Consider the following 24,392-nt stretch of genomic DNA (forward strand, 5'->3'; position numbering starts at 1 on the left):
CTGTTATTACGCGCCCGAGGCAGCGGAGGCAGGCTGCGCCGCGGGTTGAGCCGCGGGTTGACCTGTCGGGGCGCCGCCCGCGGCCGCGTCGGAAGCCGCCATGCCGGGCAGCTGCGCCGGCACGGGCTTGACCTGCTGGCCGGGACGCCCCTTGTCGGTGCCCTGGACGATCACGCGGTCACCCGGCTTCAGGCCGTTCGATACCACCCAGTACGAACCGAAGGTGCCCGTGGTGACGAGCTGACGCAGTTCGACCTTGTTGTCGTTGCCGACGACGAGCGCGGTGGGCGTGCCCTTCTGGTCGTGCGTGACGCCGACTTGCGGCACGATCAGCGCGTTCTGGTTGACGCCCTCGTCGATCTTCGCGCGCACGAACATGCCCGGCAGCAGCACGTGGTTCGGGTTCTTGAAGATCGCGCGCACCGTGACCGAGCCGGTGCCCTGGTCGACGGTGACGTCGGTGAACTGCAGCTTGCCCTTCTCGTCGTAGACGCGGCCGTCCTCCAGCACCAGCGTGACCTGCGCGGCGCCCGGGCCGGTCGTCTTCAGACGCCCTTCCTGCATGTCGCGGCGCAGCTTCAGACCATCGAGGCTCGATTGCGTGAGGTCGACGTAGACCGGATCGAGCTGCTGGACCGTGGCCATCAGCGTGGCCGCGCTCTGCTGCACGAAGGCGCCCGGCGTCACCTGCGACACGCCGATCTGGCCGGTCACGGGCGAGGTCACGTCGGTATAGCCGAGGTTGATCTGCGCGGTATCGACCGCGGCTTTGCCCGCGGCGACGTCGGCGGCGGCCTGGCCTTCGGCGGCGACCGCGTTGTCGTAGTCCTGCTTGCTGACCGCGTTCGCCGCGACCAGCACCTTGTAGCGACTGGCTTGCGCGGTGGTCGTGACGAGGTTCGCCTGGGCCTTCGCGAGCGCTGCCTTTGCGTTGTTCAACGACGCGATGTACGGCGCCGGATCGATCTTGTACAGACGCTGGCCGGCCTTGACCTCGCTACCCTCGGTGAACTCGCGGCGCAGCACGATGCCGTCGACCCGCGCGCGCACCTGCGCGACGAGGAAAGCGTTGGTACGGCCGGGCAGTTCGGTGACCACGGGCACCGTCGTCGGCTGGAGGGTGACGACGCCGACTTCGGGCGTCTGTGGCGGCGGGGCAGATTGTTTTGGTCCGCACGCCGCCAGCAAGATGGCAGCCGTCGCGGCACTAATTAAGCGGAATGGAACCCGTTCGACGCGCATGGAGCGACCTCTGTCAAAGACTGAGAATGAAAAAGTGCGCGCATCCCTACCCCGGGGACGACAGCGCACACAGGCGTCTCTCGACGCTCAACCAATCGGAAGCCCGCGGATGCATGCCTGCGCCTGCAGGGCACCCTGCTACGAATGCGCCATACCGGGGAATGCCGCATGGCGCCGCCGTTTGGCGGCTGCAATAGCGTTTTTGAAAGGCAACAGTGACGGATATTAACCGGTCGTCACGGCTTGGGCTATCCGATCGTGGGATGCTATTATATATACATTCACGAATGCATGTAAAAGTGCATTTATATCTTTCTGGGGTCGCGGCTCGCAAGTTCGCGTCGCAATTCGCTCCGGAAATAGTCAAATTGTCATCAGGCCGACTTAAAACCGCTCGCAGAAACCCCAGGATCAGCGCAGGTCATACCAATATGGTCAGAAGAACCAAAGAAGAGGCGCTGGAGACGCGCAACCGGATTCTGGATGCAGCCGAACAGGTCTTCTACGAGAAAGGCGTATCGCGCACGTCGCTGGCCGATATCGCCCAGGCCGCCGGCGTCACGCGCGGCGCCATTTATTGGCACTTCGCGCACAAGAGCGAGCTCTTCACCGAAATGTTCGACCGTGTGCTGCTGCCGCTCGACGAACTGAAGGCGGCATCGCTCGATCCCAACGAAATCGATCCGCTCGGGCGCATCATGGAAGTCTGCATGGTCTGCCTGCGCGACACCGCCACCGATCCCCGCCGCCGCCGCGTGTTCGACATCCTGTTCCTGAAGTGCGAACTGGTCGAAGAGATGGGGCCGGTGATGGAACGGTATCAAACCAATATGCGCGAAGGGCTCGCGAAGATTGAGGGCGGTCTGCGCAACGCGATCTCCAAAGGCCAGATGCCCGCCGACCTCGACACGAAGCTCGCCGCGGCGATGGTGCACGCGTTCGTCGGCGGCTCGTTGCGCGACATGCTGTTTTTGCCCGATGCGACCGACTTCGGCGCGCACGCGCAGCAGATGGTGGAAGGGATGTTCGACGCCTTGCGCCTGAGTCCGGCATTGCGCAGGAAGGCGCAGTAGAAGGCGCGCAGGGGTTGCGGTTGGGAAGGCGGGCGGTTCGATGAACCGCCCGTTTCTATTGGCGGAGCGGACCGCCCGTCCCCGCGCCGGGTTCAGGCCACTGCCCGGCGCGCTCGCGCCGCCTGATTCGACGCATAGATGTTGCCGCGCTCGAGCGGCGCGCCGCTCTTTAGCGCCGCGATCCACTGATCGGTGCTCGCGACCGCCGCGAAGCGCGACTGCAAGACCACGCTGAAGACGCGATGAATCTCCTCCGCGCTCGCGAAGCCCGCGCTGTTTTCATACGGCACCGAGCCGGTCGCGTCGTGCAGGAACTCGACGGCGAGGCCGGCATGCACCGCGTGGTTGATCGTCGACGCATCGCAGTTGTGGGTCATGTAACCGGTGACGCTCAGCGTATCGATCTGCCGGGCGGCGAGCCAGTCGGCCAGGTCGGTGCCGGCAAAAGCGCTCGGCAGCGACTTCTCGACGAAATGGTCATGCGCGCGCGAGCTGACCACTGTGTGCAATTCCGCGCCCGCGCTGCCGCGCGCGAACAGCGGCGAGGTGGCGGGCGCGACGTTCTGCACGACCACGACCGGCACGTCGGCGGCGCGCGCCGCATCGATCGCGCGACCGATGTTGGCGAGCGACGTGCGCACGTCCGGAAATTCGATCGGCAGATCGCCGCTCACGTATTCGTTCTGCACGTCGATGACGATCAGCGCACGGCGCGGCGCGGTTGTGCTCATGGGAAGGCTCCTTGTCAGTGAAAACGATCGCTGGCGCGCGCCCGGCGCGACGGCCGCGGCGCGACGGCAATGACGGCAATGACGGCAATGACGGCATTGTTGCTCTGCCGCCCGGCCGCCGATAGCGGCCCGAATGACAAGCTTCGCTAGAATCGGGCCATACTTCAGGCATTCACAAGGGACCCGCCATGACCACCTTCGCATCGTCCGATGAAGTCTCCGGTCAGTCGCCACGCCATGTGGTCGCCGTCGTCGCGTTCGACCGCATCAGCCCGTTCCACCTGTCGGTGCCGTGCGTCGTGTTCGGCGAGGACCGTCGCGGCGGCGGCGTTCCCGCCTTCGACTTCCGCGTGTGCGCCGCGGAGACGGGCGCGCTCGCGACGACCGCGGGCTTCTCGATCGCGGTCACGCACGGACTCGAAGCGCTTGCCGACGCGCAGACGATCATCGTGCCGAGCTGGCGCGACCCCGACGAAATGCCGCCCGCCGCGCTTCTCGACGCGCTGAGGGCCGCGCATGCGCGCGGCGCGCTGCTGGTAGGCCTGTGCCTTGGCGCTTTCGTGCTGGCGGCGGCGGGCATCCTCGACGGGCGGCCCGCTTCGACGCACTGGGCGTGGGCCGACGACTTCGCGCGACGCTACCCGCGCGTGCGGCTCGACCCCGACGTGCTGTACGTCGACGACGGCAACGTGCTGACCTCGGCCGGCACAGCCGCCGGCCTCGACTGCTGCCTGCACGTACTGCGCAAGATCTGCGGCGCGCAGGTCGCGAACCACGTCGCGCGCCGGCTCGTCGTGTCGCCGCACCGCCAGGGCGGCCAGGCGCAATACGTGCAGCAGCCGATGCCGCCGAAGCCGCGCGGCGATCGGCTGTCCGGCCTGCTCGACTGGGTGAGCGGCAACCTGGCCGCGCCGCATACGCTCGACACGCTCGCCGCGCGCGCGTTGATGAGCCGCCGCACCTTCACGCGACGCTTCCGGCTCGCGACCGGGAGCACCGTCGGCGCGTGGCTGCTCGCGCAGCGGCTTGCGCGTGCGCAACAGCTGTTGGAAAGCACCGACGAGTCGGTCGAAGCGATCGCGGCGAGCGCCGGGTTCGGCTCGGCCGCATCGCTGCGGCAGCATTTCGCGGACGCGTTCCGGACGTCGCCGACCGCGTGGCGGCGGGAGTTTCGAGGGGATTAGATGAAGGCGGTGGGAGCACCGCTATTTCGTAGTGCGTCACCGGGATTTCGTAGTCGCGCGAGGATGTCCGGCACGCGTTTCATCAGGGGTTGCGCGCAACCCTCGGCATCAATGGTCGCTGAACCAGCGCGCGACATACAACAACAGCGCGACCAGAAAGATCATCCCGGCCCACGCCCAGTACGGCACGACATGATGCCCGGGTTCGTGATGCGTCACGCCATGCGACCAGCTATGCGACGCGCTTGCCGCGCGCCCCGGCAGCGCATGGTTGTGCTCGTCGCGCGCGCGCCGCGTGATGCCGCCGAGCGTGATCGGCCGCAAGAACACGTACTGACGACGCGGCGCTGTGCCACGCGCGCGGTTCGGCCCTTTGCCGTGCTTGGCGCGCACGACGGCGTCGAACTCGGCGAAAAAGTCGTCGGCGATCTGACGCAGGGCGTTCTCGAGCTGGCGCGTCGGCAACTCGGCGAGCGGTCCCGACGACGTCGCCCACAACGTGTAGTCGATGCGCGTGCCGCGCTCGCGCCCCTCGTCCGCGCGCAGCCGGACTTCGATCTGCCCGCGCAACGCACCGATGCCCTCGGCCCGTGCCTTGAAGTTGATGGTACGGCGCTGCGCGTCCGCCGGGCCGGAATCCTGGCCGGCGACGTGCGCGCGCGCATGATAATGCGCACGCAACGGGCCGAGCGGCACGGTCATCGTCAGCGCGTATTCGCCGTGGGCGAGACGCTCGAAAGACTCGCAGTTGTCGAGGCTGGCACGCAACAGCGCGAGATCCTGCAACGCGTCCCAGACCTCGGACGGCGCCAGCGGAATCCGTAACGCGTCGTTCAGTTCCATGACAACCTCCCCGATTGAGCGCGCCGACTGCGGGATCAGGACGTCTGATCGATGCGGTCGACCCGCGATGCGTAAAAAGCGAGATAGCCCTTGATGCGACTGGCCTGCTCGAACGGGGCTTCGTAGCTCCACACCGCGTTCTCGATCACGCCATCTTCGGTGTGCAGATGGAAGTACGACGCGTCGCCCTTGAACGGGCAATGCGAGGTGTGCGCCGAGCGTTCGAGCCGGGCCATGTTCACGTGCTCGCGCGGGAAATAGAACACGTCGGCGAGGCCGGTCTCCGAGAGCGTCAGCGCGGCCTGGGTGTCGGCCATCGTCACGCCGCCGTGAATCACGCGCACACGGTGGCCGTTGTCGCGGATCACGATGGTATGGCCGTCCGGCCGTCCCGCAGATGTCGACGCATCGCTCATGTCCAGGCTCCATGATGGGGTGGGCGCTGCACTGCCGGCTGTTGCCGCAGGAACGGCAAAGCCACGGGACACGCCCGTGGCTTCATTATCGGCCAAACTTCGGCCGATTGCGCGAGCTTCCTGCGCGGCCGCGGGCGGCTCGACCCGTTACTTCACGCTCCAGATGAATGCGGATTTGACGTTGCCGTGTGCCGGCACGCTCACCGAGCGGGTTTGCTCGCTGTCGTTGTATTTCGCGTGCACCATGTAACGGCCGGGGCTCAGGCGTACCAGCATGAACGGTCCGCGCGACGTCGTGTTCAGCACTTCGCCGTTATGGGCATCGACGATGCGCACGTGCACGTCGGCGAGAAACTCGGCATTGGGTCCGGTGAAGCGCAGCGTCAATGGCCACTGGCTTTGCGCTTGTTGCAGCGCCCGCGATTCGTCAAGGCCGACACCACCTGACACATACGAAACGTCGCCCTGCTGCTGGACTTGCGGCAGACCGCCGCCGTTGGTGTTGCCCGCGCTGGTGTTGTCGGTGGTCGAGCCGCCGGTCACGCCCGCCTGCTGCGCGTTTGCGCCGCCCGCCAGTCCGAGCGTGAGCGCCGCGCACAGCGCGGCGGCTACGATCCTTTGCTGATTGCGTTGGGTCTTCATCGGTTCGCTCTCCTTGTTGAAGTCCTTGGCCAGTCCCCGAACGGGCCCGAATCAAGGACGAAGCAACCTGTGTGCCAACCGCCCGGTTGCGTCGACGGAACACGCGCGACCTTCGCGGCACCAATCCGCGTGGCGCGCTTCCGCCTGTCGGCGCTGCTCGCAGCAGCACGGTTCGGACAGGCGAAAAAAAGCCGGTCCTTGCAGTAAATGCAAAGGACCGGCAATCGCTACTACAGCTCAAACCGGGTTGGGCGATCCTTTCGAACCGCCCGGATACTGGATCAGCCGAGATCAACGGGCACAAAAATCTGCGCGTTGTCCCGCTGGATCAGCAGCGCAATGCTGTTGCCTGCGCCCGAAATCATCTGCTTCAATTGATCGATGTTCGTGACCGGACGGCCGTTGACCGCGAGAATCACGTCGCCCGGCTGGATCCCGGCGCTCGCCGCCGCGCCGCCCGCCTGCTGCACCAGCAGACCGTGCGACACCGACGCCCCGCTCTTCTCTTCCGGCGTCAGCGGCCGCACCGCGACGCCGAGACGGCCCTGCAACTGGGTCTGTTGATCGGTCTTGTTCGCCGACGTGACCTTCACGTCCGAGAACGAGCCGATCGTCACCTTCACGTCCTTGCTGGTCTTATCGCGCCACACCTTCAGCGTCGCCGAGCTGCCCGGCGCGAGACCTGCGATCTTTGCCGGCAGATCGGTCGAATCGCTGACTTCGTCGCCATTCACCGACAGGATCACGTCACCCGGCTGCAAGCCAGCCTTGGCCGCCGGACCGCTGGCGTCGACCGAGCTGACCAGCGCGCCTTGCGGCTTCTGCATGCCGAACGAATCGGCGAGCGTCTGGTTCAAGCCCTGCACCGCGACGCCGAGGCGGCCACGGCTCACGTGACCGGTCTTGACGAGATCGTCCTTGACCTTGATCGCCTCACTGATGGGGATCGCGAACGACAGGCCCTGGAAGCCGCCCGTCTGCGAGTAGATCATCGAGTTGATGCCGATCACTTCGCCTTGCAGATTAAAGAGCGGACCGCCCGAGTTGCCCGGATTCACCGGCACGTCGGTCTGGATGAACGGCGTGTAGTTTTCGTTGGGCAGCGAACGCGACTTCGCGCTGATGATGCCCGAGGTCACGGTGTTGTCGAAGCCGTACGGCGAGCCGATCGCGACGACCCACTGACCCACCTTGCTCTGGCGCGGATCACCGATCTTCACAGTCGGCAGATCGCTCGCGTTGATCTTCAGCACGGCGACGTCGGACTGCTTGTCGGCGCCGACCACCTTCGCCTTGAACTCTCGCTTGTCGGTGAGCTTCACGGTGACGACGTTCGCGCCATCGACCACGTGCGCGTTCGTCAGAATGTAGCCGTCATTGCTGATGATGAAGCCGGAGCCGAGGCTCGCGCTCGGCTGGTCGGGCGCGTCACCGCCATCGCCGCCGCCTTGCATGCCCGGCACGCCGCCGAAGAAACGTTTGTAGAACTGATAGAACGGATCGTTCGGATCGATCGGCAGCTGGTTGCCGTTGAGGTTGCCGCCATTACCGCGCATCGCGGTCTGCTTGACCACGTGCTTCGCGCTGATGTTCACGACGGCCGGCCCGTAGGTCTCGACGAGACCGGAGAAATCGGGAATACCGGTTTTAGCGGCTGCTTCGGCTGGCATCATCGCGGCGGCTTCCGCCGGCGAGATGATCTGCGGTGCGGGCACATCGCGATGGCCCGCCACATAGCCGGCTGAAAGCGCAGCGGCGACAGCTACCGCAACGGCGCCGCGGGACAAGGTTTTCGCGTTCATCATGAGCTCCTGACTGGAGAAAGTGACTTTGGATGTCGAGGAGCGTAAGGGGCGTCACTTAAAAGAGTCTTAAGCAGCGCCAGATCATGGGAACCTTCTCGGCCAGGCAGTTACGAGGCCCTCGCGCCAGCATGAACGCCGGGTCTGGCCGACGCGCAAACCACCCATGCTCAGAAGCGAACGATGACCTGCAAACCACCGGCCGGCGACTCGTCGAGCGACACTTGCGCATGATGTTGCATGGCAATCCGGCGCACAATCGCGAGACCGAGGCCGCTGCCCGCCACGTCGGTGCGCGCGCGAGTCGCGCCCGCACCCGCGCGATAGAAGCGGTCGAACACGCGTTCGCGATCGGCCGGGTCGATTCCCGGACCGCTATCGGCGATCCGCACGACCGGATGGCCGTCCTCGACGCGCAGGCTCACGTCGACGCGGCCGCCATGCGGCGTGTACTTGGTCGCGTTATCGACGAGGTTGTTGAACATCACGCGCAACGCTTCGGCGTCGCCGGTCACGCTGGCGGCCTCACTCGCCTCGATGCCGAGGTCGACGCCGCGATTCACCGCGAGCGGCGCGTAGGTTGCAACGCACTCCCGCAGTAGCTCGCGCAGATCCAGCGTCCCGGCGACGCCGGCGCTGTCCGGCTCGGCGCGCGCGAGCGCGAGCAGTTGCTCGGCGAGGCGCGTCGCGCGCGTGACACCCGCCTGCAGATCGGCGAGCGCTTCGCTGCGGGCCGCGTCGTCCTGCGCGCGGGCGACCAGTTGCGCCTGAATCTGTACCGCGGCAAGCGGCGTGCGCAATTCGTGCGCGGCATCGGCGACGAACGCTTTCTGGATATCGAGCGCGGTCGCGAGCCGCTGCAGCAGCCCGTTCAGCGCGCGCACGAGCGGCCGGACTTCGAGCGGCAAGCGCTGATCAGGCAACGGATCGAGCGCCTCGGGATGACGCGCGTCGAGCGCGCTCGTCACGCGTCGCAGCGGCTGCAGCCCGCGGCCGACGATGACCCACACAGCGAGCCCGAGCAGCGGCAGCAGCACGATCAGCGGCCACAGCGTGCGCAACGCGACGTTGGCCGCAAGCCGGTTGCGCACCGACAGCGGCTGCGCGAGCTGCACGACGTTATCACCGACGATCGCGCCATACACGCGCCACTCGCCGCGGTCGGTATGCTCGGTCGAAAAACCGAGTTCGGCACGCGGTGCGAGCGGCGCGCGCGGCCGCGAGTAGTACATCAGCATGCCGTTGCGGTTCCAGATCTGCAGCACGATGCCCTCGTCGCCGGTATCGCGGCCGAGCACCTGTGAGAACGGTTCCGCCGGCAGCGCGGCGGCGATCTGCTCGAGCTGGTAGTCGAACAGTTCGTTCGCTTCGGCGAGCGCCTGCCGGTAGATCAGCCAGCCCGCGATGCCGACGCCGAGCAGAACGAGCGCCAGCAGCCAGAACAACAGTTGTCGGCGAATCGAGCGCATCGGCTCAGGCGTCCTTCGCGATCATGTAGCCCAGCCCGCGCACGTTGCGGATCAGATCGGCGCCGAGCTTCTTGCGCAGCGCGTGAATATAGACCTCGACGGTATTACTGCCGATCTCCTCGCCCCAGCCATACATCTTCTCCTCGAGCTGGCTCTTGGACAGCACCGCGCCAGGCCGCGCAATCAGCGCTTCGAGCAGCGCGAATTCGCGCGCGGATAGCGCGACCGGCGCGCCATCGAGCGTCACCTGATGCGACGCGGGATCGAGGGTCACGTTGCCGTGGCGGATCGTCGAATCGCTGCGACCGGACTGGCGCCGGATCAGCGCGCGCATCCGTGCACCGAGTTCGTCGAGATCGAAAGGTTTGACAAGGTAATCGTCAGCGCCGGCGTCGAGGCCCTTGACCCGATCGGCGACCGCGTCGCGCGCGGTGACGATCAGCACCGGCAGCGCATGGCCGCGCGTGCGCAGAGCGCGCAGCACCTCGAGACCGTCGCGCTTGGGCAGCCCGAGGTCGAGCAACGCGAGATCGTAAGGCTGGGCGGCCGCCGCGCGCAGCGCCGCTTCGCCGTCCTCGACCCAATCGACGGCAAAGCCTTCGCCGCGCAGCGCCTTGCGCACGCCTTCGGCGATCATCCGGTCATCTTCGACTAGCAGGATGCGCATGGTTGTCCGTTCCAAAACGTTCGATGATGCCGCATTCTAGCGCCCGCCTCCGCCCTGCGCGGCGTGTGGCGCTTTTTTCACCGCAGTGTCGCGGCATGTCACTACAATGGGCGCTTTGCGTCGCGCGACGTCCGTCGGGCAGCACCACAGCGCGTTATCGCGCCGTCGAACCGCCCAGCTTGCCGTTCCGTCGTCCCGCGCACACCGCACGCCGCGCACCTTGAAATCCTGCTGGTCCGTTTGCCCGTTCACCCGTTCATGACGCACGCTTTCCTGTCTTCCGTCGCACGCCGTCTGGCGCTGCGCTCGCGCCGTATGTTCAATCGCGCAGCCTCCATGCCACCTCGCGTCATGCCGCGCGCGGCCGTCTGGCTCTGCGCCGCCGCGCTCGGCGCAGGCACGCTGCTGCCGCTGGCCGCGCAGGCACGCATCAAGGCCGCGCATCCGAGCGTCAATGTCACGACGGTGCTGCCGCAGCCGGTGATGGTCGGCTTGCAGCGCGCCCACGTGCCGTTGTCGTCGATCAGCGTGGTGGTCGAAAAGGTCGGCGATCGCACGCCGATCCTCGCGCTGAACGCCGGCAAGCCGATGATGCCCGCCTCGACGATGAAGCTCGTCACCACCTATTCGGGTCTGTCGATCCTCGGCCCCGGCTACCGCTGGCGCACCAGCGCATACGCGGACGGCCCGCTCGACGCGAACGGCGTGCTGCACGGCAATCTGTACATCCAGGGCACCGGCGACCCGAAGCTCGTGCCCGAAGAACTGATCGACCTCGTGCAGAAGATTCACAAGGCGGGCATCAACGGCATCGACGGCGCGCTGGTGCTCGACAAGCGCTACTTCGATCCGTCTACGCGTGACCTGCCCGCGTTCGACGACGACGTGAGCGCGCCGTACAACGTCGGCCCCGATCCGCTGCTGTACGCGTTCAAATCGCTGTCGTTTACGCTGACGCCAGCGCCGGACGGCACGGTCGCGATCGACGTGCTGCCCGCGCTCGCGCACCTGCGCATCGACAACCAGCTGCGCGCGACCAACGGCCCGTGCCGCGGCGAAGCGCCGACGCCGACCGTCACGCCGCAGCCCGACGGCACGATCGTCGCATCGTTCACCGGCGACTATTCGATGCGCTGCGACGAGCACACGGTCAACATCGCCGTGCTCGATCACTCGTCGTTCTTCGCGCGCGGCTTCCTCGCGCTGTGGCAGCAAACCCGCGGCACCTTCACCGGCGCGACCCGCGAAGGCGCGGTGCCGGCCGGCGCGAAGCTGGTTGCGACGCACGAGGGGCCGATGCTGTCGGACATCGTTCGCGACATCAACAAGTACAGCAACAACACGATGGCGCGCAACCTGTTCCTGACGATCGGCGCCGCCGAGGAACGGGCGCCCGCCACACCCGCGAAAGCCGCGCGCGCGGTCGAAGCGTTCCTGACGCGCGACAGCCTGAACACCGAGTACCTGTCGCTCGAAAACGGCTCGGGCCTGTCGCGCGACGAGCACATCACCGCGCTCGCGCTCGCCGACGTCCTGCAGCGCGCGAACGCGAGCCCGGTCGCGCAGGTGTTCGTCGACTCGCTGCCGATCGCGGGTGTCGACGGCACGATGCGCAACCGCCTAACCAGCCAGGGCGCGGGCGGCAACGCGCACATCAAGACCGGCACGCTGCGCGACGTGCGCGCGATCGCCGGCTATGTGGCGTCGGCAGATGGCAACAGCTACATCGTCGTCAGCCTGATCAACGATCCGCATTCGGAAGCGGCGCGCGCCGCGCACGATGCGCTGCTCGAATGGGTGTACGAAGGCCCGTCGCAAGGCTTCACGAAGGTCTCCGCGCCCATCGAGGAAGCGCGCGAGAAGCCCAGGAAAAACCCGCGCAAGCGCGGCGCCCACTGAGTATTCCTTCTAGCGATGCCGCGCGCGGCAAGCGCCTAACCGTGTACGCTGTCGGGCAGCATGCGGTGCGCGACATCACGCGCTTGCCGCGCAGGGCGCCCGATCGGTCAGACCGCGCGACCCTCACGAACGATAACGACACCACCCGCCGCGTACCGCGCGGCGGTCAGGGACCAGGAAGGGAGACACGATGCAATTCGATGCCGAATTGCTGCTGCTCGCGATGGGGCCCGTCTTTCTTGCCTGCATCGGCTGGGAGGCGTGGCACGTGAGCCGCACGCGCCCGGCCGAGCAGCTCTACAGCTGGCGCGACACGCTGTGCAACGCCGCGCTCGCGCTAATGCAGCAGGCCGCCGACAAGCTCGCGTGGCTCGCGATCATTCCTGTCTACGCGTTTTTCTACGAGCACTACCGCATCCATACATGGCCGGCGACGTGGCTGTCGTTCGTCGTGCTGTTCGTCGCGCAGGACCTGCTCTACTACGTGTTTCATCGCTGCAGTCATCGCGTGCGCTGGCTGTGGGCCGCGCACGTCGTGCATCACTCGTCGGAGCGGATGAATTTTTCGACCGCGTTCCGCCAGAGTCTGATGTACCCGATCGCCGGCATGTGGGTGTTCTGGATTCCGCTCGCGATCCTCGGCTTTGCTCCGAAGCAGATCGTCGCGATCGTGCTGATCAATCTCGGCTTCCAGTTCTTCGTGCATACGCAGGTGATCGGCAAGCTCGGCTGGCTCGAGTACGTGTTCAATACGCCGTCGATCCATCGCGTGCATCACGCGCGCAACGATCGCTACATCGATCGCAATTACGCAGGTGTACTGGTGATCTGGGATCGCCTGTTCGGCAGCTATGTCGACGAAGATCCGCAAGAGGCGCCGCAATACGGCATCGTCGAGCCGCTGCATACGTACAACCCGCTGAAGGCGACGTTTCACGAATGGGCGTCGATGGCCGCGGACTTCGCGAGCGTGCACGGCTGGCGCAACAAATGGCGCGCGCTGTTCGCGCCGCCCGCATGGGCCGCTGCTTATCACGCGCAGCGCGCGGCAGAGTTTCGCGGCGATAGCGGCCTCGACGCGGGATCGAACGCGCATCCGCATTCGAGTACCAACGACACCGTGAGCAAACCCACCACCGCCGAGTTGCCCGGCTTGAACCCGAACCATACGGTCGCGCTGCGGACGTCCCGCAGACCGTAGAAGATTCTGTAAGCTGTCGTCACGCCGCCGACGCGGTGGACGCCGTCTGCAACACATGGCATCAAGGGCCATACAAACGAGGAGATGCAGTCAACATGAATCAAACCGCTTCGAAAAAACAGCAATGGTTGCGCGTCACGCAGATCGCCGTGGCGAGCGCAGCGTTCGCCGCGTTGGCGGCGTGCGGCGGTGGCAGCGACAACAATAGTTCGAGCAGCAGCAACACGCCGCCGGGGGGCGTCACGCTGCAGGTCGTGTCGTTCGGCGACAGCCTGTCGGATGTCGGCACGTACCAGGCGGCGGTTCAGGCAAACGTCGGCACGGGCGGCGGCCGCTTCACGACCAACCCGGGCGAAATCTGGACGCAGAAGGTCGCCGAGTACTACGGCGGCACGCTCACCCCCGCATTCGTCGGCGGCTTCGGCAACCCGCTTACCGCAGCGGGCGGTCTCGGTTATGGGCAGGGCGGCGCGCGTGTCGATCTGCAACCGGGCGAAGGCTTCGCGCCGAACAACATGGCCGCGACGACGGTGCCGGTCACGACGCAGGTCAGCGAGTATCTCTCCGCACACAACAGCTTCAATTCGAACCAGCTCGTGCTGATCAACGGCGGCGCGAACGACATCTTCATGGCGGTGCAAGCGGTCTCGGCCGCCGGCACCGCAGCGGCGACGCAGACGCTCCTGAACGGCGGCACCGCGGCCGCCGCGCAGGCGGCGGCCGCCGCCGCATCGCAGGCGGCCACGCTGACCGAATTGCAGGCAATCCAGACCGCAGCGATCACGTTCGTCGGCACGGTGCAAAAGATCGTCGCCTCGGGCGCGACGCATGTTGTCGTGTCCAACGTGCCGGACATCGCGCAGACGCCGCAAGGTCTCGCCGCGGGCGCACAAGGCCAGGCACTCATCAACGCACTGGTTCAGACCTACAACGGCGTGCTGAAGCAAGGGCTCGCGTCGACTTCGCAGGTCATCTACCTGGATGCGTTCGCGTTGCTGGACCAGACCTTGGCCAACTACCAGGCGCTCGGCTTCACCGTGTCGAATACGGGCACCGCGTGTAACCTGACGGCAATGGCCGCATCCGCGACCGCATATGCGACGAAGAACCCGAGCGCGCTCGCACCCGGCCAGACGGCGGCGGACTTCGGCACCGCGCTCGCGTCGTCGCTGTTCTGCTCGCCGCAGACCTACACGGTGGCCGGCGCGGATCAGACCTACGTCTTCGCCGACCTCGTGCATCCGAGCACGCATACGGGCGCGCTGATCGCGCAGCAGGTCGAGAAGCAGATCGCCGCTAGCGGGCTTGGGAAGTAACAACGCGTCAAGGGTGCTTGAATGGCAAAAGGCCCGGCTCGTTGAACGAGCCGGGCCTTTGTCATTTCCGCTGGCCACGCGATGCAGCGCGGCGAGCCGCTTGCGTCAGTGCTGCGCCTCGAATGCCGCCGCCGCGCGTCCGAGCCGATCGTTGACCGCGATCCATTCGATCGTGTCCGGCAGCTTCTCGATCAGAATCCGCGTGACGTTCGCGCGATCGAGCGCGCGCAGCAAGCCGTAAAGCTCGCGTGCATAGACGTGCGGATCTTCCGGCGCGGCGACGAAATGCACGCCGTCGGCATCGGCCCACTGTCCCGCACGCGACGCACGCGCGACCAGCGCGACGCGCTCGCCCGGCTCGCGCACCGCGAGCAGCGGCTCGAGCTCGCCGAACGGCAGCAGCGCGAGCGGCGTGCGCGGCGCGTAATGTGCCTTCAACGTGCCCGACGCGCGCGGCGCGGTCGCATCCGACCCATCGGGCAAACGCGGCGCCTCGCCGAGCACGTCGGCGATATCCTGCGGCGTCACGCGACCGGGCCGCAGCAACGCCGGAAAGCCGCGCGACAGATCCAGAATCGTCGATTCGATGCCGACATCCGATGCCCCGCCATCGAGCACATGAATCGCGCTGCCGAACTCGTCGCGCACATGCTGCGCGGTGGTCGGACTCACATGCCCGAAACGGTTCGCCGACGGCGCGGCGACGCCGCCATGCCCGCCGCGCAACGCGCTGAACGCTTCGAGCAACGCCTGCGCAACCGGATGCGAGGGGCAGCGCAGCCCCACCGAATCCTGCCCGCCGCTGACCGCCGCGGGAATGCGCGCGGCGCGCTTGAGAATCAGCGTGAGCGGCCCCGGCCAGAACGCGTCGATCAGGCGCTGCGCGTCCGCGGGTAAATGCTCGACCCAGTAGTGCGGATCGCCATGCGGCGCGAGATGCACGATCACCGGATGATTGGCCGGCCGCCCCTTGGCCGCGTAAATGCGCGCGACCGCGTCAGGGTTCTCGGCATCGCCGCCAAGGCCGTAGACGGTCTCCGTCGGAAACGCGACCAGCCCGCCCGCGTCCAGCAAGGCCGCCGCGTGCTCGATCTGCGCGGCGCTGACCGGCAACGCATCGGTCGCGTCCTCGGCGGGTTTCTGTTGATCCGGCATGGCGCGCGCGTCAGCTGGTAGCGATGTGCAGCAGCCGCGCGCAATCGCGCGCCGCGGTGCGGGCTTCTTCGAGCGTCGGTGCGGTGAAGTTCACGTGACCCATCTTGCGGCCGCAACGCGCCTCTTCCTTGCCGTACAGATGCAGGCGCGCAGCCGGCATCGCGGCGACCTCCTGCCACGGCGGCGTGACCGCCGGGCGCTTGGAACCGTCCGGGAACCACACGTCGCCGAGGATGTTCAGCATCACCGCCGGCGAATGCTGACGCGTGTCGCCGAGCGGCATGCTGGTCATCGCGCGCACCTGCTGCTCGAACTGACTCGTCGCGCACGCGTCGACCGTGTAGTGGCCGGAGTTGTGCGGGCGCGGCGCCATTTCGTTGGCGACGAGCGAGCCGTCTTCGAGAATGAAGAACTCGACGCACAGCACGCCGACATAGCCGAGCTTCTCGGCGATCTGCAACGCGGCCTGTTGAGCCTGCTGCACGAGCGTGGGCGACGCATCCGGCGCGGGGACGATGGTGTGCGACAGCACGCCGTCGCGATGGGTGTTCTGCGCGAGGGGATAGACAACCGACGCCCCGCTCGCCGCACGCGCGATCAACGCCGACACCTCGAACTTCAGCGGCAGGCGCTTCTCGAGCACGCACGGCACGCCGCCGAGCGACGCATGCGCTTCGCGCACTTCCTCGGCATTGCGCACGCGAACCTGGCCTTTGCCGTCGTAACCCATGCGCGCCGTTTTCAGGATGCCGGGCAGCACCCCTTCGAGCTCGGCATCGCCAAGCGCCGCAAGCGCATCCGACGACTCAATCACGACGTGCGGCGCAACCGTCACGCCCGACGACGCGATAAAGCGCTTCTCGGCGATCCGGTCCTGCGCGACGGCGACACACCGCCCCGCCGGGCTCACGAACGTGGTTTTGCCGAGAAAGTCGAGGCTCGCGGCCGGCACGTTCTCGAATTCGGTCGACACCGCCGCGCACAGACGGGCGAGTTCGGTCAACGCCGCTTCGTCGTCGTAGGCCGCGCGCAGGTGGCGGTCGGCGACCGCGCCGGCCGGGCTGGTTTCGTCCGGGTCGAGCACGGCGACGCGATAGCCCATCGCCTGGGCGGCAAAGCAGAACATGCGGCCGAGCTGGCCGCCACCGACCATGCCAAGCCATGCGCCGGGCAGAATCGGTGAAACCGGTGTGTTGTCAGGGTTCATCTTGGTGGTCGGTCGCGGCCGGATACGCGTCGCGCTCGCATACAGAGCGGCGGGCATCCGGCCGGGGGTCGGACAGGAGACGTCTTTAAAAAAGCGACCGGCGCGCTTACAGCGCCGGCAATACCATCGCGTGAGCCGCTTCGTTCTGGCGCACGCGGAATGCTGCGAGCTTGTCCGCGTATTCGGCGCTGGTGCCGGACAGCAGCGACACCGCGAACAGCGCCGCGTTCGCGGCGCCCGCCTCGCCGATCGCAAACGTCGCGACCGGCACGCCCTTGGGCATCTGCACGATCGAATGCAGCGAATCGACGCCCTTCAGATACTTGCTCGCGACCGGCACGCCGAGCACCGGCACCGTGGTCTTCGCGGCCAGCATGCCAGGCAGATGCGCGGCGCCGCCGGCGCCCGCGATGATCGCGCGAATGCCGCGCTCGCGCGCGCTTTCAGCATAGGCGAACATTTCGTCGGGCATGCGGTGCGCGGACACGACCTTCGCTTCGTACGGCACGCCGAATTCCTGCAGAACTGCGACGGCGTTTTTCATCACTTCCCAGTCGGAACTGGAGCCCATCAATACGCCGACGACCGGCGCATCATGCATATGGGCGGTTTGTGCTTCACTCATCTTTACGGCTTCCTTGTTTCCCGGGCGATGCGCGCCTGACACGGCGCGCGCGATCAGATCAGTCGAGCTTGTGCCCGGTCAGGCGCTCGAGCGCTTCCTGGTACTTCTCGCCCGTCTTCACGACCACGTCGTCCGGCAGCTTCGGTGCGGGCGGCTCTTTCTTCCACGGCTGGGTTTCGAGCCAGTCGCGCACGAACTGCTTGTCGAACGACGGCGGGTTGGTGCCGACCTGGTACTGGTCCGCCGGCCAGAAGCGCGACGAATCCGCCGTGAGCGCCTCGTCCATCAGGTACAGCTTGCCGTGGTTGTCCAGACCGAATTCGAACTTCGTGTCCGCGATGATGATGCCGCGCGTCGCCGCGTAATCTGCGGCTTCCTTGTACAGGCGGATCGAGATGTCGCGGATCGTGGCCGACAGCTCGGTGCCGATGCGGCGCTCCATCTCGTCGTAGGTGATGTTTTCGTCGTGGTGGCCCATCTCGGCCTTAGCGGCCGGCGTGAAGATCGGCTCGGGCAGCTTCTGCGCGTTCTGCAGACCCGCCGGCAATTGCACGCCGCAGACCGAACCGGTGGCCTGGTAATCCTTCCAGCCGCTGCCGGCCAGATAGCCGCGCACCACCGCTTCGACGAGGATCGGCTCGAGGCGCTTGACGACCACCGCACGCCCCTTCACCTGCTCGACTTCGTCAGCCGCGACCACCGACTCGGGCGCGACGCCCGTCAGGTGGTTCGGCACCACGTGCTGCAGCTTCTCGAACCAGAAGTTCGCCATCGCGTTGAGCACGCGGCCCTTGTTCGGAATCGGCTCGCCCATGATCACGTCGAACGCCGACAGACGGTCGGTCGTGACGATCAGCAACTGGTCGTTGCCCACCGCATAGTTGTCGCGGACTTTACCGCGGCCGAGCAGCGGCAGCGAGCGGAGCGTGGATTCGTAGAGGGTAGACATCGTCGTGGTTCGCTAAAAATGGGGCAAAAAATGTGACCGGAACAAAAGGGAAACGCCGTTCCCCCGATGATGCGGGAACGGCGATCGGACGACAACCTGGCCAAACGGCCAGGCGCGGAGCCAAAACTACAGCTTAGCGGACGACTTGCGCGAGCTCGCCCGACTTGTACTTCTCCGCAATTTTATCAAGCGAAACCGGCTTGATCTTGCCAGCCTGGCCTTCGCAGCCGAATTGCGTGTAACGATCGATACAGATCTTCATCGCCGCTTCGCGCGCCGGCTTCAGGTAATCGCGCGGATCGAACTTGCCCGGGTTGGTCGCCATGTAGCGGCGGATCGCGCCCGTGATCGCCAGACGCAGGTCGGTGTCGATGTTGACCTTGCGCACGCCGTGACGGATGCCTTCCTGGATTTCCTCGACCGGCACGCCGTAGGTTTCCTTCATGTCGCCGCCGAATTCGCGGATTTCCGCGAGCAGCTCCTGCGGCACCGACGACGAACCGTGCATCACCAGGTGCGTGTTCGGAATGCGTTGATGGATTTCCTTGATGCGCTGGATCGACAGAATGTCGCCCGTGGGCTTCTTGCTGAACTTGTAGGCGCCGTGCGAGGTGCCGATCGCGATGGCCAGCGCGTCGCACTGGGTCAGCTTGACGAAGTCGGCGGCCTGCTCCGGATCGGTCAGCAGCTGCTCGCGCGTCATCGTGCCTTCGGCGCCGTGGCCGTCTTCCTTGTCGCCCTTCATCGTTTCGAGCGAACCGAGCACGCCCAGCTCCGCTTCGACCGTGACGCCGATCGAGTGCGCCGCTTCGACGACCTTGCGCGACACTTCGACGTTGTACTCGTACGATGCGACCGACTTGCCGTCGGCTTCGAGCGAACCGTCCATCATCACGCTCGTGAAGCCGCTGCGAATCGCCGCCATACACACTGCCGGCGACTGGCCGTGATCCTGGTGCATCACGACCGGAATATGCGGATACGACTCGACCGCCGCTTCGATCAGATGACGCAGGAACGCTTCGCCCGCGTACTTACGCGCACCGGCCGACGCCTGCATGATGACCGGGGCATTGACCTTGTCGGCCGCGGCCATGATCGCCTGCACCTGCTCCAGGTTGTTCACGTTGAATGCCGGAAGGCCGTAGCCGTTTTCCGCGGCATGGTCCAGCAGTTGACGCATTGATACGAGAGGCATGCTGAAACTCCTTAGATTGAAACGAATTCTTTTGCCGTCGGCATCTTTTGCGGCGATTCTATCGCGAAGCAGGCGGCGCTCCCGCCGTGACACGGGCGCTTTGGTGCGCCGACGCACATGGACCGTGCGGGCGCGCCGCCCTGCTTCGCTCAATCGAGCCTGTGCCGATCGAGCAGTGCCGCCTGATCAGTACGGTTCACCGACCCGCACGATCTTCAACGTGTTGGTGCCGCCTGCCTGACCCATCGGCTCGCCGACCGTCAGCACGACCATGTCGCCGTGCGACGCATAGCCCTTGCCGACCACGGCTTCGAGCGCATGCTGAAGCGCGGTGTCACGGTCGGTGTTGGTGTCCAGATGCAGCGACGTCACGTTGCGATACAGCGCCATCGCCCGCTCGCTGCCGACACGCGGCGTCAGCGCGAAGATCGGCACGTGGGTCCAGTGACGCGACATCCACAGCGCGGTCGAGCCCGATTCGGTCAGCGCGACGATCGCCTTCGCGCCGAGGTGATAAGCGGTGAAGAGCGCCCCCATCGCGATCGACTGGTCGATCCGCGTGAAGGTGCGGTCGAGGAAGTCCTTGTCGAGCTCCGACTGCTCGGATTTTTCCGCTTCGACGCAGATCGCGGCCATCGTCTCGATGGTTTGCACCGGGTACTTGCCCGCCGCCGATTCCGCCGACAGCATCACCGCGTCCGTGCCGTCGAGCACCGCGTTCGCAACGTCCGACACTTCCGCGCGGGTCGGCACCGGCGCGTGGATCATCGACTCCATCATCTGGGTCGCGGTGATCACGAACTTGTTCGATTCGCGCGCCATGCGGATCATGCGCTTTTGCAGCGCCGGCACCGCGGCGTTGCCCACTTCCACGGCCAGGTCGCCACGCGCGACCATGATGCCGTCCGATGCGTCGAGGATGCCCTGCAGCGCCGGAATCGCTTCCGCACGCTCGATCTTCGCGATCATCTTCGGCTTGATGCCGTACGGCGCGCCGGCGATGTTCGCGAGCTGGCGGGCCATTTCCATGTCGGTCGCGTTCTTCGGGAACGACACCGCGATGAAATCGACGCTGAGCGACATCGCCGTGCGGATGTCCTCCATGTCCTTCGCGGTCAGCGCGGGCGCCGACAGACCGCCGCCCTGGCGGTTGATGCCCTTGTTGTTCGACAGCTCGCCGCCGATCTTCACGACCGTGTGGATCTCGTGGCCGATCACGCGCTGTACGCTCAGCACGATCAGGCCGTCGTTGAGCAACAGCACGTCGCCCGGCTTCAGGTCGCGCGGCAGATCCTTGTAGTCGAGGCCGACGCGCTCGTCGTTGCCGAGCTCGCATTCCGCATCGAGGATGAACGGATTGCCGACGACGAGCGTCGTGCGGCCGTTCTCGAACTTGCCGACGCGAATCTTCGGGCCTTGCAGATCGGCCATGATGGCGACTTCGCGGCCGGCCTGGCGGGCCGCCTCGCGTACGAATTCGGCGCGCTGACGATGATCGTCGGCGGTGCCGTGTGAGAAATTGAGCCGCACCACATCCAATCCCGCCTGAATCATTTGCAGCAGGATTTCCGGCGTGCTGGAAGCCGGACCGATAGTAGCGACAATCTTGGTGGCGCGATGCATGAGTCTCCTCGTCTGGATAGGATCGCTGGAAAGAGCGCTGCGGGGCTGCTGCGGAGTCTGCGCATCGAAGGATGCTGGCTGGGGTCGCGCGCCGGTTGTGGCCGGTGTCGCTTTGTGGAGTGATGCGGTATTCGAGACCGGCGCCGCGTGCGCCGGAGAGTTGCTGTCCTGCTTGCCGGAAGGCTGTTCCGGCTGCGCCGAATCGGCTTCGGCGGATTCGTTATGTGTCGTTGGCGGCTGCTGTGCGTCACCGCTCGGAGCATGCTCCGCAACCGGCTCCGCGGGCGCTCCGGCGGCTGGCGCCGGGTCGGCTGCCGCGGGCACTACCAGCGCCTCGGCAGCCACGTCCTGTTCGGCCGTTGCCGACGCAGCGGCCGCGCCTGTCGCGCGCTCCTCTGCCGGCGTTGCCGCGTTACCGCGCGGCGCTTTCGCGCCACGCGCCTTGGTCGACTTCGCCGCTAGGGAGCGCGTCGCCACGTTAAGCCCGCGATTCCAGAACTTCGACCGCCGGCAGCTTCTTGCCCTCGAGGAACTCGAGGAACGCGCCGCCGCCCGTCGAAATGTAGCTGACCTGGTCGTGGATGCCGTACTTGGCGATTGCCGCGAGCGTGTCGCCCCCGCCTGCGATCGAGAACGCCGCCGAGCGCGCGATCGCGTCCGCGAGCGTCTTCGTGCCGTTGCCGAACTGGTCGAACTCGAACACGCCGACCGGGCCGTTCCACACGACCGTGCCGGCCTTCTCGAGCTGAGCGGCGAGCACCTTCGCCGTTTCCGGGCCGATGTCGAGGATCATGTCGTCGTCCTGCACGTCGGCGACGGCCTTCACTTCGGCCTTCGCGCTCGGCGAGAACTCCTTGGCCGTGACCACGTCGGTCGGGATCGGCACCGAAGCGCCTCGAGCCTTGGCCGCGTCGATGATCGCCTTCGCTTCGGCGACGAGATCGGCTTCGGCGAGCGACTTGCCGATCTTCAGGCCGGCCGCGAGCATGAACGTATTGGCGATGCCGCCGCCGACGATCAACTGGTCGACCTTCTCGGCGAGCGACTTCAGGATGGTCAGCTTGGTCGACACCTTCGAGCCCGCGACGATCGCCACGAGCGGACGCTTCGGCGCGCCGAGCGCCTTGCCGAGCGCTTCGAGCTCGGCGGCGAGCAGCGGTCCCGCGCAGGCCACCGGCGCGTACTTCGCGATGCCGTGGGTGGTCGCTTCGGCGCGGTGCGCGGTGCCGAACGCGTCGTTCACGTAGACGTCGCAGAGCTTGGCCATTTTCTGCGCGAGCTCGTCGGAATCTTTCTTTTCGCCCTTGTTGACCCGGCAGTTTTCGAGCAGCACGACCGAGCCCGGCGCGACGTTCACGCCGTTTTCGACCCAGTTCGCGACGAGCGGCACGTCGCGGCCGAGCAGCTCCGCAAGACGCTTGGCCACCGGCGCGAGCGAGTCTTCCGGCTTGAAGTCGCCTTCGGTCGGACGGCCAAGGTGCGACGTGACCATCACGGCGGCGCCGGCGTCGAGCGCGGCCTTGATGGCCGGCACGGAGGCGCGGATGCGGGTGTCTTCGGTGATGTTGCCTTGATCGTCCTGCGGCACGTTCAGATCGGCGCGGATGAACACGCGTTTGCCGGACAGCTTGCCTTCGGTGATCAGGTCGGAGAGACGCAATACCTTGTTCATGGGCTTGAGTATGCGAGTTGATGAGAAGGCGGTGGCGGACTGCGCGCGGGGACGACGCGCAGCGAACTCCAGCGCTTCGGCCCAACGGCTCCGCGGGATCGGGCGCCGGCGGCCGGCCGCGGCACTAGGCGCCATGCTGCGGCGCGCTCAACCCGGAAAAAGGCATTTTAACTGATCCCAACGGCCTACTGACCCGCGACGGCGCGAATGTCACGTATTTGACCGCGAGGCCACCGATACTGCGGCGCAGCATTGACTGTCAGACCCGCGCCAGACCGTCACAGGAACACGCGCATCAGTGTAAACACGACCATTCCGGTCACGATCGTGCCGAGCATGGTGCGGCGCCACATAAACCAGCCGAGGCCGGCGAGCGTCGCATAAAGCTCATGATTGGACGCCGCGAACGACAGCCCGTCGGGCGTCGTCAGCACGTCGGGCACCACCACGGCGGCGAGCGCGGCTGCCGGCGCGTAGCGCAGCATCTTCTGCACGCGCGCCGGCACCACCGTGCGCTCGCCGCCGATCAGGAACATCGCGCGCGTGAGCGCGGTGACGAAGGTCATGCCGAAGATGGCGAGCCAGATTTGCGTGGAAGTCATCGGGAATCTCCGGCGCGATCGTTCACGCCACGGATGCGGCGCAGATCGGCGCGCTCGATCATCAGGTCGGCCGCGCTGCCGGCGACGATCGCCGCGATCACCGCGAGCGGCAGCGCGAGACGGTACGGCAGATCCAGCGCGAGCAGCGCCACGACGGCGGCCACGCTGACCGCGGCCAGCGTGGAGCGCGTCGCGACCGCCGACACCATGATGGGCAACAGCGCGAGCGTGCCGGCGAGCGCGAGCCCCCAGTTGTCGGGAATCAGGCTCGCGAGCAGGATGCCGATGATCGACGACACCTGCCACGACAGCCAGCTCGACACCGCCATGCCCCAGAAATACGCCTCCTTGCCCGGCACGTAGCCGGTCGGAAAGTTCTTCTTGACGAACAGCAGATAGATCACGTCGCCGTTGAAATAGCCGAGCACGATGCGCCGCCACATCGACAGATACGAGAAGTGCGGCGCGAGGCCTACGCTGAAGATCACGAAGCGGGTGTTGACCATCGCCGCGGTCAGCAGCACGGTCCACACCGGCAGCTTGGCGGCGAGCAGCGGCAGCACCGCGAGCTGGGACGAACCGGCGTAGCACAGCAGCGACATCGTCAGCGCCTGCGGCAGCGTCAGCACGGACTTGCTCATCGCGATGCCGGTCACGAGGCCCCAGGAAAAAATCGCCATCAGCGTGGGCGCATAGGCACGCGCGCCTTCACGGAAAGCGCGGCGATCGGTATCGGACAGTCGAGCGAGCATCGGGCGAAAGGTGCGGGTGCAAGAAGCCCCGTCAAGAAGGCCAGGTCGGCGCCAGGCTGTAAAACCACCCGCTGGCGCATCCGGATTTGATTTATGCGTGCGCTGGATTATAGCGTCCGGGGTG

General features: G+C 66.4%; 22 protein-coding genes. 5 read left to right on the forward strand and 17 right to left on the reverse strand.

Going from position 1 to position 24,392, the window contains the following annotated elements:
• Positions 1–6: 6 nt before the first annotated feature.
• Complete coding sequence (locus EVC45_RS21255) at positions 7–1,242, reverse strand: efflux RND transporter periplasmic adaptor subunit (protein WP_129960207.1); 1,236 nt, start codon at positions 1,240–1,242, stop codon at positions 7–9.
• A gap of 431 nt (positions 1,243–1,673) precedes the next feature.
• Here EVC45_RS21255 and EVC45_RS21260 point away from each other — a divergent pair, with 431 nt between their 5' ends.
• Positions 1,674–2,315 (forward strand): TetR family transcriptional regulator, encoded by a 642-nt coding sequence (locus EVC45_RS21260; protein ID WP_129960208.1) that lies wholly within the window; start codon positions 1,674–1,676, stop codon positions 2,313–2,315.
• 92 nt (positions 2,316–2,407) lie between these two features.
• Here EVC45_RS21260 and EVC45_RS21265 read toward each other — a convergent pair whose 3' ends face one another.
• A complete protein-coding gene (locus EVC45_RS21265) occupies positions 2,408–3,046 on the reverse strand; it encodes an isochorismatase family protein (RefSeq protein ID WP_129960209.1) in 639 nt (212 codons plus the stop codon).
• 188 nt (positions 3,047–3,234) lie between these two features.
• Here EVC45_RS21265 and EVC45_RS21270 point away from each other — a divergent pair, with 188 nt between their 5' ends.
• Positions 3,235–4,230, forward strand: coding sequence for a helix-turn-helix domain-containing protein (locus tag EVC45_RS21270; RefSeq protein ID WP_129960210.1), 996 nt, complete (start codon positions 3,235–3,237; stop codon positions 4,228–4,230).
• 108 nt (positions 4,231–4,338) lie between these two features.
• Here EVC45_RS21270 and EVC45_RS21275 read toward each other — a convergent pair whose 3' ends face one another.
• The 6 genes from EVC45_RS21275 to EVC45_RS21300 all read right to left on the reverse strand — a co-directional run bounded on the left by EVC45_RS21275 (position 4,339) and on the right by EVC45_RS21300 (position 10,069).
• Positions 4,339–5,073, reverse strand: coding sequence for a CoxG family protein (locus EVC45_RS21275; protein WP_129960211.1), 735 nt, complete (start codon positions 5,071–5,073; stop codon positions 4,339–4,341).
• A 35-nt stretch (positions 5,074–5,108) separates the two neighbouring features.
• Positions 5,109–5,489, reverse strand: coding sequence for a DUF427 domain-containing protein (locus tag EVC45_RS21280; protein ID WP_129960212.1), 381 nt, complete (start codon positions 5,487–5,489; stop codon positions 5,109–5,111).
• Between the two features lie 147 nt (positions 5,490–5,636).
• The gene (locus EVC45_RS21285) at positions 5,637–6,131 is read right to left on the reverse strand and encodes a carboxypeptidase regulatory-like domain-containing protein (protein ID WP_129960213.1); all 495 of its coding nucleotides are present in this window, start codon (positions 6,129–6,131) and stop codon (positions 5,637–5,639) included.
• 281 nt (positions 6,132–6,412) lie between these two features.
• Complete coding sequence (locus EVC45_RS21290; RefSeq protein ID WP_129960214.1) at positions 6,413–7,933, reverse strand: DegQ family serine endoprotease; 1,521 nt, start codon at positions 7,931–7,933, stop codon at positions 6,413–6,415.
• Positions 7,934–8,103: 170 nt separating this feature from the next.
• Entirely contained in the window at positions 8,104–9,402 is a 1,299-nt protein-coding gene (locus EVC45_RS21295; protein ID WP_129960215.1) for an ATP-binding protein, read from the reverse strand.
• A 4-nt stretch (positions 9,403–9,406) separates the two neighbouring features.
• Positions 9,407–10,069, reverse strand: a complete 663-nt coding sequence (locus EVC45_RS21300; RefSeq protein ID WP_129960216.1) for a response regulator — start codon at positions 10,067–10,069, stop codon at positions 9,407–9,409.
• Positions 10,070–10,327: 258 nt separating this feature from the next.
• On the opposite strand from EVC45_RS21300, the gene dacB reads away from it, so the two are divergent.
• The 3 genes from dacB (at position 10,328) to EVC45_RS21315 (ending at position 14,485) form a co-directional block, all read left to right on the forward strand.
• Positions 10,328–11,968, forward strand: a complete 1,641-nt coding sequence (gene dacB / locus EVC45_RS21305) for a D-alanyl-D-alanine carboxypeptidase/D-alanyl-D-alanine-endopeptidase (protein ID WP_129960217.1) — start codon at positions 10,328–10,330, stop codon at positions 11,966–11,968.
• 190 nt (positions 11,969–12,158) lie between these two features.
• Positions 12,159–13,169, forward strand: a complete 1,011-nt coding sequence (locus tag EVC45_RS21310; protein ID WP_129960218.1) for a sterol desaturase family protein — start codon at positions 12,159–12,161, stop codon at positions 13,167–13,169.
• A gap of 95 nt (positions 13,170–13,264) precedes the next feature.
• Positions 13,265–14,485, forward strand: coding sequence for an SGNH/GDSL hydrolase family protein (locus EVC45_RS21315; RefSeq protein WP_129960219.1), 1,221 nt, complete (start codon positions 13,265–13,267; stop codon positions 14,483–14,485).
• 105 nt (positions 14,486–14,590) lie between these two features.
• Here the strand turns inward: EVC45_RS21315 and EVC45_RS21320 are convergent, their stop codons facing one another.
• The 9 genes from EVC45_RS21320 to EVC45_RS21360 all read right to left on the reverse strand — a co-directional run bounded on the left by EVC45_RS21320 (position 14,591) and on the right by EVC45_RS21360 (position 24,268).
• Positions 14,591–15,640, reverse strand: coding sequence for an L-threonylcarbamoyladenylate synthase (locus EVC45_RS21320; RefSeq protein WP_129960220.1), 1,050 nt, complete (start codon positions 15,638–15,640; stop codon positions 14,591–14,593).
• 10 nt (positions 15,641–15,650) lie between these two features.
• The gene (locus tag EVC45_RS21325; RefSeq protein ID WP_129960221.1) at positions 15,651–16,847 is read right to left on the reverse strand and encodes a 5-(carboxyamino)imidazole ribonucleotide synthase; all 1,197 of its coding nucleotides are present in this window, start codon (positions 16,845–16,847) and stop codon (positions 15,651–15,653) included.
• A gap of 106 nt (positions 16,848–16,953) precedes the next feature.
• Positions 16,954–17,472, reverse strand: a complete 519-nt coding sequence (gene purE / locus EVC45_RS21330; RefSeq protein ID WP_129960222.1) for a 5-(carboxyamino)imidazole ribonucleotide mutase — start codon at positions 17,470–17,472, stop codon at positions 16,954–16,956.
• 58 nt (positions 17,473–17,530) lie between these two features.
• The gene (locus tag EVC45_RS21335; protein ID WP_129960223.1) at positions 17,531–18,421 is read right to left on the reverse strand and encodes a phosphoribosylaminoimidazolesuccinocarboxamide synthase; all 891 of its coding nucleotides are present in this window, start codon (positions 18,419–18,421) and stop codon (positions 17,531–17,533) included.
• 133 nt (positions 18,422–18,554) lie between these two features.
• The gene (fba, locus tag EVC45_RS21340; RefSeq protein WP_129960224.1) at positions 18,555–19,619 is read right to left on the reverse strand and encodes a class II fructose-bisphosphate aldolase; all 1,065 of its coding nucleotides are present in this window, start codon (positions 19,617–19,619) and stop codon (positions 18,555–18,557) included.
• 186 nt (positions 19,620–19,805) lie between these two features.
• Positions 19,806–21,242 (reverse strand): pyruvate kinase, encoded by a 1,437-nt coding sequence (gene pyk, locus EVC45_RS21345; protein ID WP_129960225.1) that lies wholly within the window; start codon positions 21,240–21,242, stop codon positions 19,806–19,808.
• Positions 21,243–21,720: 478 nt separating this feature from the next.
• The gene (locus EVC45_RS21350) at positions 21,721–22,914 is read right to left on the reverse strand and encodes a phosphoglycerate kinase (protein ID WP_129960226.1); all 1,194 of its coding nucleotides are present in this window, start codon (positions 22,912–22,914) and stop codon (positions 21,721–21,723) included.
• A 278-nt stretch (positions 22,915–23,192) separates the two neighbouring features.
• Positions 23,193–23,516 (reverse strand): AzlD domain-containing protein, encoded by a 324-nt coding sequence (locus EVC45_RS21355; protein WP_129960227.1) that lies wholly within the window; start codon positions 23,514–23,516, stop codon positions 23,193–23,195.
• Complete coding sequence (locus EVC45_RS21360; RefSeq protein WP_129960228.1) at positions 23,513–24,268, reverse strand: AzlC family ABC transporter permease; 756 nt, start codon at positions 24,266–24,268, stop codon at positions 23,513–23,515. The genes EVC45_RS21355 and EVC45_RS21360 overlap by 4 nt, the downstream gene beginning before the upstream one ends.
• Between the last annotated feature and the right edge of the window lie 124 nt (positions 24,269–24,392).

The organism is Paraburkholderia sp. UYCP14C (assembly GCF_004197395.1).
GTDB lineage: Bacteria > Pseudomonadota > Gammaproteobacteria > Burkholderiales > Burkholderiaceae > Paraburkholderia.